The sequence below is a fragment of the Streptomyces sp. LMG1-1-1.1 genome, from assembly GCF_040815545.1.
Lineage (GTDB): Bacteria > Actinomycetota > Actinomycetes > Streptomycetales > Streptomycetaceae > Streptomyces.
In genome coordinates, this window is record NZ_JBFPNH010000031.1 from 91037 (window position 1) to 105266 (window position 14230).

The 14230-nt window shown below is 73.2% G+C and carries 14 protein-coding genes; 5 read left to right on the plus strand and 9 right to left on the minus strand.

Annotation, left to right across the window (positions count from 1 at the left end):
* Positions 1-400 precede the first annotated feature (400 nt).
* Together MRBLMG1_RS18245 and MRBLMG1_RS18250 are read left to right on the plus strand one after the other, a co-directional pair.
* On the plus strand, positions 401-1309 hold the full coding sequence (locus MRBLMG1_RS18245) for a Gfo/Idh/MocA family protein (RefSeq protein ID WP_367825111.1): 909 nt from the start codon (positions 401-403) through the stop codon (positions 1307-1309).
* Positions 1310-1469: 160 nt separating this feature from the next.
* Positions 1470-1979: a GNAT family N-acetyltransferase gene (locus MRBLMG1_RS18250; RefSeq protein WP_367825126.1), complete on the plus strand. Its 510-nt coding sequence runs from the start codon at positions 1470-1472 to the stop codon at positions 1977-1979.
* Positions 1980-2129: 150 nt separating this feature from the next.
* Here MRBLMG1_RS18250 and MRBLMG1_RS18255 read toward each other — a convergent pair whose 3' ends face one another.
* Entirely contained in the window at positions 2130-3680 is a 1551-nt protein-coding gene (locus MRBLMG1_RS18255; protein WP_367825112.1) for a PLP-dependent aminotransferase family protein, read from the minus strand.
* Positions 3681-3697: 17 nt separating this feature from the next.
* Entirely contained in the window at positions 3698-4057 is a 360-nt protein-coding gene (locus tag MRBLMG1_RS18260; RefSeq protein WP_367825113.1) for an arsenate reductase family protein, read from the minus strand.
* Positions 4058-4206: 149 nt separating this feature from the next.
* Here MRBLMG1_RS18260 and MRBLMG1_RS18265 point away from each other — a divergent pair, with 149 nt between their 5' ends.
* Positions 4207-4482, plus strand: a complete 276-nt coding sequence (locus MRBLMG1_RS18265) for a hypothetical protein (protein ID WP_367825114.1) — start codon at positions 4207-4209, stop codon at positions 4480-4482.
* A 56-nt stretch (positions 4483-4538) separates the two neighbouring features.
* Here MRBLMG1_RS18265 and MRBLMG1_RS18270 read toward each other — a convergent pair whose 3' ends face one another.
* From MRBLMG1_RS18270 to glnA, 3 genes are all read right to left on the minus strand, one after another.
* A complete protein-coding gene (locus MRBLMG1_RS18270; RefSeq protein WP_367825115.1) occupies positions 4539-5732 on the minus strand; it encodes a cytochrome P450 in 1194 nt (397 codons plus the stop codon).
* The gene (locus tag MRBLMG1_RS18275) at positions 5729-6463 is read right to left on the minus strand and encodes a tRNA-dependent cyclodipeptide synthase (RefSeq protein ID WP_367825116.1); all 735 of its coding nucleotides are present in this window, start codon (positions 6461-6463) and stop codon (positions 5729-5731) included. The genes MRBLMG1_RS18270 and MRBLMG1_RS18275 overlap by 4 nt, the downstream gene beginning before the upstream one ends.
* Before the next feature lie 230 nt (positions 6464-6693).
* Positions 6694-8118, minus strand: a complete 1425-nt coding sequence (glnA, locus tag MRBLMG1_RS18280; protein WP_367825117.1) for a type I glutamate--ammonia ligase — start codon at positions 8116-8118, stop codon at positions 6694-6696.
* A gap of 221 nt (positions 8119-8339) precedes the next feature.
* Here glnA and MRBLMG1_RS18285 point away from each other — a divergent pair, with 221 nt between their 5' ends.
* Entirely contained in the window at positions 8340-8807 is a 468-nt protein-coding gene (locus MRBLMG1_RS18285; protein ID WP_367825118.1) for an RDD family protein, read from the plus strand.
* Positions 8808-8881: 74 nt separating this feature from the next.
* On the opposite strand, the gene MRBLMG1_RS18290 is transcribed toward MRBLMG1_RS18285, so the two are convergent.
* The 4 genes from MRBLMG1_RS18290 to lipB all read right to left on the minus strand — a co-directional run bounded on the left by MRBLMG1_RS18290 (position 8882) and on the right by lipB (position 12033).
* Complete coding sequence (locus MRBLMG1_RS18290; RefSeq protein ID WP_367825119.1) at positions 8882-9586, minus strand: DUF4191 domain-containing protein; 705 nt, start codon at positions 9584-9586, stop codon at positions 8882-8884.
* 10 nt (positions 9587-9596) lie between these two features.
* Positions 9597-9812 (minus strand): hypothetical protein, encoded by a 216-nt coding sequence (locus tag MRBLMG1_RS18295; RefSeq protein ID WP_367825120.1) that lies wholly within the window; start codon positions 9810-9812, stop codon positions 9597-9599.
* A 329-nt stretch (positions 9813-10141) separates the two neighbouring features.
* Positions 10142-11110 carry a lipoyl synthase gene (lipA, locus tag MRBLMG1_RS18300; protein WP_367825121.1) on the minus strand — a complete coding sequence of 323 codons (969 nt, stop codon included), beginning with the start codon at positions 11108-11110 and terminating at the stop codon, positions 10142-10144.
* A gap of 113 nt (positions 11111-11223) precedes the next feature.
* Positions 11224-12033 carry a lipoyl(octanoyl) transferase LipB gene (gene lipB, locus MRBLMG1_RS18305; protein ID WP_367825122.1) on the minus strand — a complete coding sequence of 270 codons (810 nt, stop codon included), beginning with the start codon at positions 12031-12033 and terminating at the stop codon, positions 11224-11226.
* A gap of 288 nt (positions 12034-12321) precedes the next feature.
* Between lipB and MRBLMG1_RS18310 the strand changes: the two genes are divergently transcribed.
* The gene (locus MRBLMG1_RS18310) at positions 12322-13797 is read left to right on the plus strand and encodes a regulator (protein ID WP_367825123.1); all 1476 of its coding nucleotides are present in this window, start codon (positions 12322-12324) and stop codon (positions 13795-13797) included.
* Positions 13798-14230: the final 433 nt, after the last annotated feature.

The window sequence follows — 14230 nt, forward strand, 5'->3', positions numbered from 1 at the left end:
GCGAAGACGTTGCTTCAGAGGCAGGTTCCGGAAGTCGCGCCGGAGTCCCGCGGCCGGCGGAGGAACGCTAACACCGGCGTGGGGGAGGCCTGCCAGCGGTTTTCCGGCACGGCGCCCCTGGTCCCGTCCGTCGCAGCCGCTTCGTCCCGTCGGTCGGACGGCTCCGTCGTACCGTCGGTCGGATGCCCCGTCGGTCGGACGCCCCGTCATCCCGTCCGCCGGATGCCCCGTCCGCCAGACGCCCCGTCATCCGGTCCGCCGGACACCCCGTCGTATCCGTCCCTCGGACGCCCCGTCGTCCCGCCCGTCGGCACCCCCCACCCGCCCGCGCAAGCCCCGACGTGCGTCCGTCGCACGCCCCCCGGGCCCGACTGTCGGCGGCACCCGGCAGACTGGTCCCATGGCGAAGAAGCCGGGCGCGAAGCCCCGTATCGGACTCCTCGGAACCGGCCCCTGGGCCGCCCGTACGCACGCGCCCGCGCTCGCGGCGCACGCGGACGCCGAGTTCAGCGGGGTGTGGGGCAGACGCCCCGAGGCCGCGGCCGCGCTCGCCGCCGCCTCGGGCACCCGCGCGTTCGACGACGTCGACGCGCTCTTCGCGGCGAGCGACGCCGTCGCCCTCGCGCTGCCGCCGGACGTCCAGGCACCCCTGGCGGTACGGGCCGCGGAGGCCGGCTGCCACGTGCTCCTGGACAAGCCGGTCGCCACCACGGTGGCCGGGGCCCGCACGGTGGCCGACGCGGTCGAGGCGGCCGGGGTCGCCTCGGTGGTCTTCTGCACCCTGCGGTTCGCGGAGCCGACCGCCCGCTGGATCGACGAGCAGGCTGCCGCGGGCGGCTGGTTCCTCGGCGAGGCGCACTGGCTGGGCTCCCTCTACGGCCCCGGCTCCGCGAGCGCCTACGCCGCGTCCCCCTGGCGGCGGGAGAAGGGCGGCCTCTGGGACGTCGGCCCGCACGTCCTCTCGGTCTACCTGCCGGTCCTCGGCGACGTCACCGCGATCACCGCCGTGCCCGGCCCCGACGACACCCACCACCTGGTCCTCCGGCACGCGTCCGGCGCGAGCAGCACGGCCACCCTCACCCTCAGCGCCCCGCCCGCTGCGGCGGAGGCCGCCCTCACCCTGTACGGCACCTCCGGCCGGGCCGAACTGCCCCGCTGGGACGGCGCCGTCACCGCCTTCGCCGCCGCCGTCGACGCCCTCGTCACCGCAGCCCACTCCGGCGCACCCCACCCCTGCGACGCCCGCTTCGGCCTCCGGCTGACCGAGATCCTCACCGAGGCGGAGCGCTGCGCGGCCGACCACGCCTGACGGCAGCGGCGAGGGTGCTCCGGTCGTCCGGGCGGTCGCGCCCGACGGCAGCGGCGAGAGGGCCCCGGCGATCCGGGCGGTCGCGCCTGACGACAGCGGCGAGGGGGCCCCGGCGGTCCGGGCCGTCGCGCCTGACGATGGTCGCGAGGGGGCCCCGGCGATCCGGGCCGTCGCGCCTGACGATGGTCGCGAGGGCGCTCCGGTCGTCCGGGCCGTCACCTCCGCCGACTGGCCGCTCTGGCGGGAGGCACGCCTCGCCTCCCCCGCCACCTCGCCCGAGGCGTTCGACACCCGGCTCGCCGACTGGGCGCACGGCGGGGAGGAGCGGTGGCGGGCCCGCTTCGACGATCCGGCCGGGTACGGCGTTCTCGCGGCCCTCGGAGCCCGGCCCGTCGGCCTCGCCGCCGGGCTCCGGGCACCCGACGGAGTCCCCGAGCTCCGCTCGGTCCGGGTCGCCCCCGACACCCGCGGACGCGGCCTCGCGGCCCGCCTGGTCACCGCCGTCGAGACCTGGGCCCGCGCCACCGGCGCCCCCGCACTCCGCCTGGCCGTGCTCGCGGCCAACGCCCGGGCCCTTGCCCTGTACGAGCGGCTCGGCTACACGGCGCACGCCGTGACCGCCGCCGAGACGATCATGCGGAAGCGCCTGCGGCCTCAGGGCCGAGGCTGAGACCGGACGGAGCCGCGCCGTACGTAGGGCGTGGGTCTCAGGAGTGAGGCCGGACGGAGCCACGGCGCCGTGCGCAGGGCGTGGGTCTCAAGAGTGAGACCGGAGGGAGCCCCGGAGCCGTGTGCAGGGCCGGGGCACGGGGCCGGGGCCTCAGGAGCGGGATGCGACGGCCTCCGCCAGTGCCGTGCACAGGGCCTCCAGGGCGGCGCCGTACAGACGTTCCGGTGGGGTGGCGTAGCCGACGACCAGGCCGGCGGGGCGGGGCGGGCCCGGGGCGTCGGGGTGGCGGTAGGCGGCGAGGCCCTCGACGGCCACGCCGTGGCGGGCGGCGGCGGCCAGGGCGGCGGGCTCGCTGCCGGGGGGCAGCTCCAGGACGGCGTGCAGACCGGCGGCGATGCCCGTCACCCGTACCTCAGGCACCCGTTCGGCGAGGGCCGCGACCAGCCGGTCGCGGCGGCTCCGGTGCCGCTGCCGCATGCGGCGGACGTGCCGGTCGTACGCGCCGGAGTCGACGAAGTCGGCGAGCGTGAGCTGCTCGGTGGCCGAGGAGTACGGCTCGCGCTCGCCCTTCGCGGCGACGACACCGTCCACGAGCGCCGCCGGCAGGCACATCCAGCCGATCCGCAGGGCGGGGGAGAGGCTCTTGCTGACGGAGCCGACGAGGACGGTCCGTTCGGGGTCGAGGCCCTGGACGGCGCCCACCGGCCGCCGGTCGTAACGGAACTCACCGTCGTAGTCGTCCTCCACCACGAGCCCGCCGGACCGCCGCGCCCACTCCAGGACGCCGGCCCGCCGCTCGGGGTGCAGCGGCCCGCCGGTCGGGAACTGGTGGGCGGGGGTGAGCAGTACCGCGCCCGCCGCGTCGGGGATCTCGGCGACCCGCGCCCCTTCCTCGTCGACCGGCACCGGCAGCGTGCCGACACCGGCCTCGGCGAGCAGCGCCCGGTGGTACGGCAGTCCGTACGCCTCGACGGCCCACGGCCCCGCCTCACCCACGACCCGGGCGAGCAGCCGCAGCGCGTGCGCCGCACCCGAGCACACCACGATCCGCTCGGGCCCGGTCCGCACCCCCCGTACCCGCGCGAGGTACGAGGACAGCGCGTTCCGCAGTTCGACCCGCCCACGAGGGTCGCCGATCCCGAACACCTCGTGCGGCGCCGCCGTCAACGCCCGCCTGGCCGCCACCAGCCACGCCCCGCGCGGGAAGGCCCCTGGGTCCGGCTTCCCCTGAACCAGGTCGTACGGCTCCGCCTCCGGAGCAGCCGTCCGCGCCGCGCCGGAGGCGGGCACGGCGCCACCGCCGGCACCGCGGGCCCCGGCCCCTCGGCGTGCGGCCGGGGAAACGTCGGCCACGCGGGTGCCCACCCCGTGTCGGGCGGGGGGCGACCCCTCGGCGCTCCCGTCGGCCGCCTGCGTCCCCGACCCCTGGTGGGCGGTCGACCAGCCTTCGGAGACCCCCTCGGCCACGCGGGTCCCCGAGCCCTGGCGGGCGGTCAGCCAGCCCTCGGCGACCAGCTCGGCGTACGCGTCGGCGACGGTGTTGCGGGCGATGCCCAGGTCGGCGGCGAGCGACCGGTAGGGCGGGAGCCGCGTACCGGGGGCCAGCCGCCCGCCCCGTACGGCCTCGCGCAGAGCCCCGATGAGCGCCGCCCGCCGACTGCCGCCCGCGGTGAGGTCCAGATGCAGATCGCTGCCGAGCACGATGTCGTCGATCCGGGTCAGCGGGACAGCGCGTCCCGCACGGCGTCCTCGGTCCGGCCGACGACGGCCGTGCCGTCCTCCGCCGTGATGATGGGCCGCTGGATCAGCTTGGGGTGCGCGGAGAGCGCTTCGATCCACCGCTCCCGGTTCGCCGCGTCCCGGGGCCACTCCTTCACCCCGAGCTCCTTGGCGGCGTCCTCCTGGGTCCGCGTGATGTCCCACGGTTCCAGCCCGAGGCGCTCCAGGACCCGCCGGATCTCGTCCGGCGACGGCACGTCCTCCAGGTAGCGGCGCACGGTGTAGTCGGCGCCCTCGGCGTCGAGCAGGGTGAGGGCGCTGCGGCACTTGGAACAGGCGGGATTGATCCAGATCTCCATGCCGCACACGGTACCCCCCACACCTTCCGCCACCACCCCCCAAACCCCATCTGGCCAGGGGCGATTGTCAGTGGGGGTCTCTAAAATAGGGGGTGAAGGTGAGGGTCCCGGGGAGGGCCCCCATCCCACCGTTCGCCAGGAGGTAGCCCATGGCTCTCGCCGTGATCCGCACGCCGTCCATCGAACCCTGGAAGCCCCTCCAGCGGAAGCCCCTTCCCGCGGGCCGGCCCCGCGAGTGGTACGTCACGCACAACCGGCGCCTCAAGGCCATGCGCCTCGCCATCGCCCTCCTCGACGCGGGCGTCTACCTCCCGTCGAAGGCCACCAACACGACCATACGCACCACCGCCGAGACCATCGGCATCCACCCGCCCTCCGACACCACCTGCCGCATGGTCCGCGCCCTCATCCGCTACGGCCGCTGATCCCGGAGAGGCGCTGCCCGGCCGTGCCGGGCAGCGCCGTCGTCGGATCCCGCCCGCTACCAGGCCACCGGCAGCCGCTCGGGGAGCCGCTTCATGAAGTTGGTGCGCCACACCAGTTGCTCGACCGGCACCGCGAGCCGCAGCCCCGGCAGCCGGTCGAGGAGCGTCTCCAGGGCGATCTCGGCGTGCCGCTTGCCGAGCGCCGTCGCCGGGCAGTAGTGCCGTCCGCCGCCGAAGGAGAGGTGCTCGGCGGCGTTCTCACGGTCCGGCCGGAAGACCAGCGGGTCGGGGAAGCGCTCCGGGTCGTGGTTCGCGGCTTCCACGAGCACCAGGACCAGTTCGCCGGCCCGCACCTCGACCTCGCCGAGCCGCACGTCCTCCAGGGCGAGCCGCGGCAGCCCGTCGCCGATCGACAGGTTCACCCGCAGCAGTTCGTCCATGGCTCCGGCGACCCTCGGCACGCCGCCGGCGGTCAGCGCCTCACGCACGTCCGGCCGGGTCAGCACCGACACCAGCGCCATCGTCAGGAACCCGGCGGTGGAGATCACCCCGGCTCCGAACAGGGTCACGCCCACCGTCGCCAGCATCTCGTCCGTCAGGTGCGCGTAGTCGGGATCCTCGCGCAGCGCCGCGAGCTCCGCCATCAGCCCGCCCGTCGCCGGATCGTCCAGGCGCTCGGTCATGTAGGCGATGTCGCGGTCCCAGTGGAGCCGGGCCGCCTCGATCTCGCGCGGTGCGTTCATGAAGGCCACGTCCAGGCTGCGCAGCAGCCGGGGCCCGTCCTCCTCCGGGATGCCCAGCATCCGGCAGTGCAGCCCCGCCGAGTACGGATCGGCGTAGGCGCTCCGCAGCTCCGCGGGCGCCCCCTCGGCGACCAGCGCGTCCACCAGGGCCCCGGCCCGCGCCCGCAGCCACTCCTCCAGGCCGGGCGCCTTCGGGTTGATCGCCTTCATGACGGCCTTGCGCAGCCCGGCCCCGGTGATGTTGCCCATGTTGTTCACCACGTGCGGCGGGATCGTCAGCGCGTACTGCCGGGGCGCTCCCGGCGCCGAGGTGTCCTTCAGGCTGAACCGGGGGTCCTCCAGGACCTGGCTGCACAGCTCGTGCGAGGAGACCAGCCAGGCCTCGGCCCCGGCGATCGTGCGGACCTTCCGGACCGGTTCGGCGCGCAGCGCGTCGATCTCGGCGGGCAGCCGGGTCCCGTCCCAGTCGAAGGGGAAGGCCGGCGGGGTCTGGACGGCGACGCTCATCGGGCGGCTCCTTCGACGGTGGTTGCGGTGTTCCCGGCGGGCGGGAGGATGCCGTGGCCCTGGTTGCGCGAGGCCCGGAGTCCGGACCCCCGCCCGTACAGCAGATCGGCCAACGGCAGCGCCTGGTGGTAGCAGTTGAGCGAGGACGGCACCCCGAGGATCGCGGGCGTGTCCAGGAAGAGCGGCACCTCGGCGCAGATGTACGCCCGGCACACCTCCCGCTGCCGCTCGTCGGTCCGCTGTCCCGGCTCCAGCTTCCCGGCCAGGAAGATGCCGGTCAGGGCGTCGCAGGTCTCCCGCACCACGGGGTCCGCCGCCACCGCGTCGAGCACCGTGCGGTGCAGCTCGCGGTAGGCCGGGACGTCGCCGAACTCCGACATCCCGCGGGCCCGTACCCGTACCCCCGTGGGGTCGGCCTCGGCCGCCGCCGCCCCGACCTTCGCCCGCACCCCCCGCAGGTTCTTGACGGCCTTGCGCCGCGCCTCGTCGGCCCCGTACCCCAGCGCCTCGTACATGTCGGCGACATGCAGATCGGTGTACACGAGATCGACCTGATCGAAGTGGTCCACACCCCAGCGCGTCAGCTCGCGCAGCCGCTGGGCCGTGAAATAACTGTTCCCCGGGGAGACGCCGATGACCACGTGCGCGCCCTCGTCAGCGATGACGCGGCAGTGATCGGTGTACGGCTGCAGTCGAAGTGTCTCCGCAGGGGCCAAAGCCGCCTGAGTCACGTAGGCAGTCCTCATCGCGCCAGCTAGTCCCGGCGGAGCCCTGTGCTCCGGGTGTGGCGGCAGCGACGACGAGACGCTATCGATCAGTCGCGGAGAGTGAAACCCGTACTCGCGGGTACGCACGATAGTTCGTCAGCTGTTCGCACTTCTGCCTGGAAACGGCCGCCGGCCGTGGCCCTCCCGGAGGGGGAGGGACACGGCCGGCGGTAGCTCGTTCGGAGCCTCGCGGTTTAGAGGTCGAAGTAGAGCTCGAACTCGTGCGGGTGCGGGCGCAGCTGGATCGGGGCGATCTCGTGGGTGCGCTTGTAGTCGATCCAGGTCTCGATGAGGTCGGAGGTGAAGACGCCGCCGGCCTGGAGGTACTCGTTGTCGTCCTCGAGGGCGTGGAGGACGGCCTCGAGGTTGGTCGGGACCTGCTGGACGTTGGCGTGCTCCTCGGGAGCGAGCTCGTACAGGTCCTTGTCGATCGGCTCCGCGGGCTCGATCTTGTTCTTGATGCCGTCGAGGCCCGCGAGGAGCAGGGCGGAGAAGGCGAGGTACGGGTTCGAGGACGGGTCCGGCGCGCGGAACTCGACGCGCTTGGCCTTCGGGTTCGAGCCCGTGATCGGGATGCGCATGGCGGCGGAGCGGTTGCGCTGCGAGTACACCATGTTGACCGGGGCCTCGAAGCCCGGGACCAGGCGGTGGTACGAGTTCACCGTCGGGTTGGTGAAGGCGAGCAGCGACGGGGCGTGCTTGAGGATGCCGCCGATGTAGTAGCGGGCGGTGTCCGAGAGGCCCGCGTAGCCGGTCTCGTCGTAGAACAGCGGGTCGCCGTTCGACCACAGCGACTGGTGGACGTGCATGCCCGAGCCGTTGTCGCCGAAGATCGGCTTCGGCATGAAGGTCGCGGTCTTGTTGTTGCGCCAGGCGACGTTCTTCACGATGTACTTGAAGAGCATCAGGTCGTCGGCCGCGGCGAGCAGCGTGTTGAACTTGTAGTTGATCTCGGCCTGGCCGGCGGTGCCGACCTCGTGGTGCTGGCGCTCGACCTGGAGGCCGACGTTCTCCAGCTCCAGGGAGATCTCGGAGCGCAGGTCGGCGAAGTGGTCGACCGGCGGGGCCGGGAAGTAGCCGCCCTTGTAGCGGACCTTGTAGCCGCGGTTGTTCTCCTCCGCACCGGTGTTCCAGGCGCCGGCCTCGGAGTCGATGTGGTAGAAGCCCTGGTTCGCCGAGGTCTCGAAGCGGACCGAGTCGAAGACGTAGAACTCGGCCTCGGGGCCGAAGTACGCGGTGTCGGCGATGCCGGTGGAGGCGAGGTACGCCTCGGCCTTCTTCGCGATGTTGCGCGGGTCGCGGCTGTACTGCTCGCCCGTGATCGGGTCGTGGATGAAGAAGTTGATGTTCAGCGTCTTGTCGCGGCGGAAGGGGTCCACGCGGGCCGTCGACAGGTCGGCGCGGAGCGCCATGTCGGACTCGTGGATCGCCTGGAAGCCGCGGATGGACGAGCCGTCGAAGGCGAGCTCCTCGGACGGGTCGAACGCCGTCGCGGGGATCGTGAAGTGCTGCATCACGCCCGGAAGGTCGCAGAACCGGACGTCGACCATCTTGACGTCGTTGTCCTTGATGAACTTCTGGACCTCGTCGGCGTTCTGGAACCCGTGCTTCTCGGACATCCAACTCCTCCTACTCCCGGCCCGGGGAGGGGCGGGGTTGCAGCTCGGTCGTGCGGCCAGTGCGGTGGCACACGCTGGACCCGACCATAGGCAGACGGGATTTCTCAAGCATGACCCAATTGTTTCGTCGAAGTTAACCGGGGTGGGTGCCATCGCGCGCGCCGCAGCGGTACGCGTACCCGGGCCGAAGTGATCAAAAACGGGCGCAGTACCGTGGTCGGGTGGACAACAGGCAAGCACTCGGATCTTGGCTCTCCGGCCCCCGCGCGGCGGCCGAGGACGCAGGCGTCGACTTCGGATACCGCGGTCAGCAGCTCGGGCTGCCGGAATTGGGGCCCGGTTCGATCGCCCGCCCCGGGCGGCGCCTCGGCGCCCTGGCCGTCGACTGGGGCCTCTGCATGCTGATCGCATACGGCCTTGTCACCGACGGCTACGACCAGGCGACGGGCAACTGGGCCCTCGGCATCCTGCTCGTCCTGAGCGTGCTGACGGTGGGCACCGTGGGCTCGACGCCCGGCAAGCGCCTCTTCGGCCTGCGCGTCGTCTCCGCGCACGGCGGCCGGCTGGGCCTCGGGCGCGTCGCGGTCCGCTCCCTGCTCGTCTGCCTCGCCCTCCCGGCCCTCATCTGGGACCGTGACGGCCGCGGCCTCCACGACCGCCTCTCCGGCGCCGTCCAGGTCCGCATCTGACCCACTCGCGGTACGCGTACGAGGAAGGCCCCGGACCGCTCGGTCCGGGGCCTTCCTCGTACGGAATCGTCGTGTCAGCGCGTCTTTCCGCCGCGCGGCATCCGCATGCCCTTCGGCATCGGACCCTTCGGCAGCGGCATGTTGCTCATGAGGTCGCCCATCGCCCGCAGCCGGTCGTTGGCGGCGGTCACCTGGGGGCCGGTGAGCACCCGCGGCAGCTTGAGCATGGTCGTACGGACCTTCTTCAGCGGCACCTGTCCCTCACCGTCGCCGACGATGATGTCGTGCACCGGCACGTCCACCACGACGCGGTTCATCCGCTTCTTCTCGGCCGCGAGCAGGGTCTTGACCCGGTTCGGGTTGCCCTCGGCTACCAGCACGATGCCCGCCCGGCCGACCGCGCGGTGCACGACGTCCTGGCTGCGGTTCATCGCGACCGCGGGGGTCGTGGTCCAGCCGCGTCCGATGTTCTGGAGCACCGCCGCGGCAGCGCCCGGCTGGCCCTCCATCTGTCCGAAGGCGGCGCGCTCGGCGCGCCGTCCGAACACGATGGCCGCCGCCAGGAGCCCCAGGACGAAGCCCAGGATGCCCAGATAGACCGGATGACCGATGAGGAAGCCGATCGCGAGGAGGACACCGAGTACGACGATGCCCACGCCCGCGACGACCAGACCGACCTTGGGGTCGGCCTTCCGGGTCATCTGGTACGTGAGGGCGATCTGCTTCAGTCGCCCTGGAGTCGCAGCGTCAGCGCTGCCCGTGTTTGCCTTCCTCGCCATGTCCTGAAGTTTACGTGGCCCGCGAGGTCCGACCGGACGCGGCCTCCATCACATGCTGGGCCTCGACCCGGTCGCGGGCGCGGCGGCGGTCCTCCAGGACGGAGTTCCAGGCGTTGCGCCGGGCGGTGCGCTGTCCGGCGCCCAGGAGCAGCGCCTCCACGGCCTTCAGGGCGTCGGTGACGGACGGGATCGCGGTGACGCGGACGTGCGTCGATGCGGCCGGCATGTCGGGGTCCTCTCTCGAATGCGGGTGAGACGAGGTGGGGGGAAGCGAGCGGGTGGTGGCGGTGAGTGCATCCAAGCTCACAGATCGGTGTTACCAGGGCGTGACCCGGTGGTCAAACACTGATGAAACGTTGATGCGGCCGGTCGGACCAGTCGGGAACGCGCGATGCGGCCCGTACGCCCCCGCTGAGCTGCGGGGCCGTACGGGCCGCATCGAATCCGGCCACTACTGACCGGTAACTACTTGTGCTCGGATTCACACAGGGCTCGGGCGCCCCGGCGTCACGCCTCGGGCGGCCCGGGTGGCACCCCAGCGCCGCGCGTGGCGCCTCAGACGGCCTGGGTGGCGTTGTCGACCGCGCCGCGCTTCTCGATCGCCTGCTGGAAGAGGCGCCCCGCGCGGTACGAGGAGCGGACCAGCGGGCCCGACATCACGCCGGAGAAGCCGATCTCGTCGGCCTCCTCCTTCAGCTCCACGAACTCCTGCGGCTTCACCCAGCGCTCGACGGGGTGGTGCCGGACGGACGGACGCAGGTACTGGGTGATCGTGATGAGCTCGCAACCCGCGTCGTGCAGCTGGCGGAGCGCCTCGCTGACCTCCTCGCGGGTCTCGCCCATGCCGAGGATCAGGTTCGACTTCGTGACCAGACCGTAGTCCCGCGCCTTCGTGATGACGTCCAGGGACCGCTCGTAGCGGAAGCCGGGACGGATCCGCTTGAAGATCCGCGGGACCGTCTCCACGTTGTGCGCGAAGACCTCGGGACGGGAGGCGAAGACCTCCGCGAGGAGCTCCGGCACCGCGTTGAAGTCGGGAGCGAGTAGCTCGACCTTGGTCCGGCCCTCGGCGCGGTCCGCGGTCTGCTGGTGGATCTGGCGCACGGTCTCCGCGTACAGCCAGGCGCCGCCGTCCTCCAGGTCGTCGCGCGCGACGCCCGTGATGGTGGCGTAGTTCAGGTCCATCGTGACGACCGACTCGCCCACGCGGCGCGGCTCGTCACGGTCCAGCGCCTCGGGCTTGCCCGTGTCGATCTGGCAGAAGTCGCAGCGCCGGGTGCACTGGTCACCGCCGATGAGGAAGGTGGCCTCGCGGTCCTCCCAGCACTCGAAGATGTTGGGACAGCCCGCCTCCTGGCAGACCGTGTGCAGGCCCTCGCTCTTCACGAGGCTCTGCATCTTCGTGTACTCCGGACCCATCTTCGCGCGGGTCTTGATCCACTCGGGCTTGCGCTCGATGGGGGTCTGGGCGTTCCGGACCTCCAGGCGCAGCATCTTGCGTCCGTCGGGGGCGACTGCGGACACATCGGCTCCTGTAGCTTCGATTCTTCGGCGCACACCAGGGTACGCCGTTGGTTCCCATGCCTTACTACGTCTGGCCAACCTCTGGCCAGGGCCCTGCATTCCTCCGGGGTTCCTCAGGCCGAGGCCGGTTCCACCGGGCGCTCGATCTCGCGGGGCTTCAGCTCCGCGTGCTCCAGGACCTCTCGCAGATGGCGCTCCGCGACCGGGAGCACCTCCTCGATCGCGAGGTCCCGGCCCAGCTCGTTGGCGAGCGAGGTCACGCCCGCGTCGCGGATACCGCACGGGATGATCCGGTCGAACCAGGCGTTGTCGGGGTTCACGTTGAGGGCGAAGCCGTGCATGGTGACGCCCTTGGCGACCCGGATGCCGATGGCCGCGAGCTTGCGGTCCTCACGGCGCTGGCCGGCGTTGGACGGGGCGTACTCGGGGCCGTTCAGCCGCGGGTCGAACTCCTCGTCGGTCAGCCGGGGGTCGAAGTCGAGGGACAGCCCGCCGAACGACGGCCGCTGCTCGACCGGGTCGCCGAGGACCCAGACCCCGCTGCGCCCCTCGACCCGCGACGTCTCCACGCCGAACTCGGCCGCCGTACGGATCAGGGCCTCCTCCAGGCGGCGCACGTGCGCGACGACGTCCACCGGGCGGGGCAGCTTCATGATCGGGTAGCCGACCAGCTGGCCCGGGCCGTGCCAGGTGATCTTGCCGCCGCGGTCCACGTCCACCACCGGCGTCCCGTCCAGCGGGCGCTCGCTCTCCGCCGTGCGCCGCCCCGCCGTGTAGACCGGCGGGTGCTCCAGGAGCAGGCACGTGTCGTCGATCTCGTCGGCGAACCGCGCGGCGTGCACCTCGCGCTGCTTGTCCCAGGCCACCTGGTAGTCGACGGCCTCCGCGCCGAACCCGAGACGGACGAATCGCAGCTCACTCACGGCCATGCCTCCTCCTGGGTGCCGTGCACCGGGGACCGGGGATCATCCCGGGCCGGAACGGCACCGTGCGTCATTCGCGCCCATGCAACTGTACGGCGGCGATGCGGACACCCCTCCGGCAGGTGACCGGGGGCGCCTACGTCAGCGATGCCGTCAATCCTCACACGATCGGATGAATGTGGGGCGAAGGTGGCGGTACGGGCCGTGGAGACCGCTAAATTCGCGCCGTTCCATGAGGGTCCGACGGGGCTGCCGCCGGGACCCGGAAGGCAGGAGACCGCACAGCTGATGACGGAACGACCACCGCAGCGCATCCCGAACCGCCAGCTCGCCGCGCTCATCGCCGAAGCCGGGTTCTCCAACGCGGGCCTCGCCAGACGGGTCGACCAGCTCGGTCTCGAACACGGCCTCGACCTGCGGTACGACAAGACCTCCGTGACCCGCTGGCTCCGCGGGCAGCAGCCGCGCGGCACCACCCCCGCCCTCATCGCCGAGGTCTTCACCCGCCGCCTCGGCCGCCGGCTCTCCGCCCAGGACCTCGGCCTCGACGCCTGCGCGCCGGTCTACGCCGGCCTGGAGTTCGCGGCCACCCCCGAGGAAGCCGTCGACATCGTCAGCGGCCTCTGGCGCAAGGACTCCGGCAGCCACGCCGAACTCCGCAAGATCGCCTTCACCCCCGCCGGCCTCGTCGTCCCCAGCCGCGACTGGCTGATCGGCCGCGCCGACGACCGGGTCGCGCGCGGGGAACCCGCCCCCACCGCCCCCAGGCCCCCCGCAGGCACACCCCCGCACGACCCCCGGGTCCCGGCCCAGGGCCGCTTCTCCGTACCCCGCCAGCGCGGCACGGACAGGGGGCCCGGCCAGCGGGTCTCCAGCGGCGACATCGCCGCCCTCCGCTCCGTCGGCGAACTCTTCCGCACCCTCGACCACGCCTACGGCGGCGGCCACGCCCGCCAGGCACTCGTCCGCTACCTGGAGCACGAGGCCGAGCCGATGCTGCGCGGCACGTACGGCGAGTCCGTCGGCCGCCGCCTCTTCGCCGCCGCCGCCGACCTCACCCGGCTCGCCGGCTGGACGTCGTACGACATCGCCGCCCACGGCCTCGCCCAGCGCTACTTCGTCCAGGCCCTGCGCCTCGCCCAGGCCGCCGGGGACCGGGCCTACGGCTCGTACGTGCTCCTCACCATGAGCTGCCAGGCCGTCTACCTCGGCCACGGACGCGAGGCCGTGCAGCTCGCCCGCGTCGCCCAGCAGGGCGTCGGCCCCGCAGCGCCCCCCGCCGTCCAGGCGATGCTGCACGCCATCGAGGCCCGCGGACACGCCGTCCTCGGCGAGGCCCGCGCCTGCAGCGCCTCCCTCGTCCGCGCCGAACGGGCCCTCGAAGCGGCCCGACCCGGCGACGAGGTGCCCTACTGGGCCCGGATGTTCGACGAAGCCCAACTCGCCGACGAACTCGGCCACTGCCACCGCGACCTCCAGCAGTACCGCCCCGCCGCCCAGCACGCCGAACGCGCCCTCCAACTCCGCGCCCCCGGCTTCGCCCGCAGCCGCCTCTTCTGCCGGGTCGTCCTCGCCACCTCCCGCCTCGCCCTCGGCGAACTCGACCAAGCCTGCGCGCTCGGTGCGGAGGCCGCCCAACAAGCCTCCGAAATGCGGTCCGCCCGCGCCGTCGAATACGTCCGCGACTTCGAGCGCCGCCTCGAGCCCTACCGCGACGCCGCCGCCGCCCGCACCTACCGAGACCGAGTAGCCACCCTCAACTGACCCCCTCCCCACGGCGCCCGAGCCCCGCGACCCTGCGCCCCCCGGGCCCGAACCCCGCGCCCCTGCCTCTGTCCCGGGCCCGAGCCCCGCGACCCTGATCCGTCCCAGGCCGGGCGCCCCGGCCGAGCCCCGAGCCCCGCGCCCCTGATCCGTCCCAGGCCGGGCGCTCCGGCCGAGCCCCGAGCCCTGCGACCCTGATCCGTCCCAGGCCGGGCGCTCCGGCCGAGCCCCGAGCCCTGCGACCCTGATCCGTCCCAGGCCGGGCGCTCCGGCCGAGCCCTGGGGCCCCGGCACCCTCGGGGCGTGCCCCCGCCCCGGGGCGGCCCGCCCAGCGGCCGAGCCCCCGAGGTCGGGCGCCTGCCCGGGCCCGAGCCCGCGACCCTGCGCCTGACCCGAGCCCCGTGGCCCGGCGCCCTCGGGCGCCCCACTGCCC

Bases quoted from the DNA above. Each gene is read 5' to 3' on its own strand.
- MRBLMG1_RS18310 (WP_367825123.1), top strand. From the start codon at position 12,322: ATGACGGAACGACCACCGCAGCGCATCCCGAACCGCCAGCTCGCCGCG.
- MRBLMG1_RS18295 (WP_367825120.1), bottom strand. From the start codon at position 9,812: ATGCCGGCCGCATCGACGCACGTCCGCGTCACCGCGATCCCGTCCGTC.
- MRBLMG1_RS18290 (WP_367825119.1), bottom strand. From the start codon at position 9,586: ATGGCGAGGAAGGCAAACACGGGCAGCGCTGACGCTGCGACTCCAGGG.
- glnA (WP_367825117.1), bottom strand. From the start codon at position 8,118: ATGTCCGAGAAGCACGGGTTCCAGAACGCCGACGAGGTCCAGAAGTTC.
- MRBLMG1_RS18270 (WP_367825115.1), bottom strand. From the start codon at position 5,732: ATGAGCGTCGCCGTCCAGACCCCGCCGGCCTTCCCCTTCGACTGGGAC.
- MRBLMG1_RS18260 (WP_367825113.1), bottom strand. From the start codon at position 4,057: ATGGAGATCTGGATCAATCCCGCCTGTTCCAAGTGCCGCAGCGCCCTC.
- MRBLMG1_RS18265 (WP_367825114.1), top strand. From the start codon at position 4,207: ATGGCTCTCGCCGTGATCCGCACGCCGTCCATCGAACCCTGGAAGCCC.
- MRBLMG1_RS18245 (WP_367825111.1), top strand. From the start codon at position 401: ATGGCGAAGAAGCCGGGCGCGAAGCCCCGTATCGGACTCCTCGGAACC.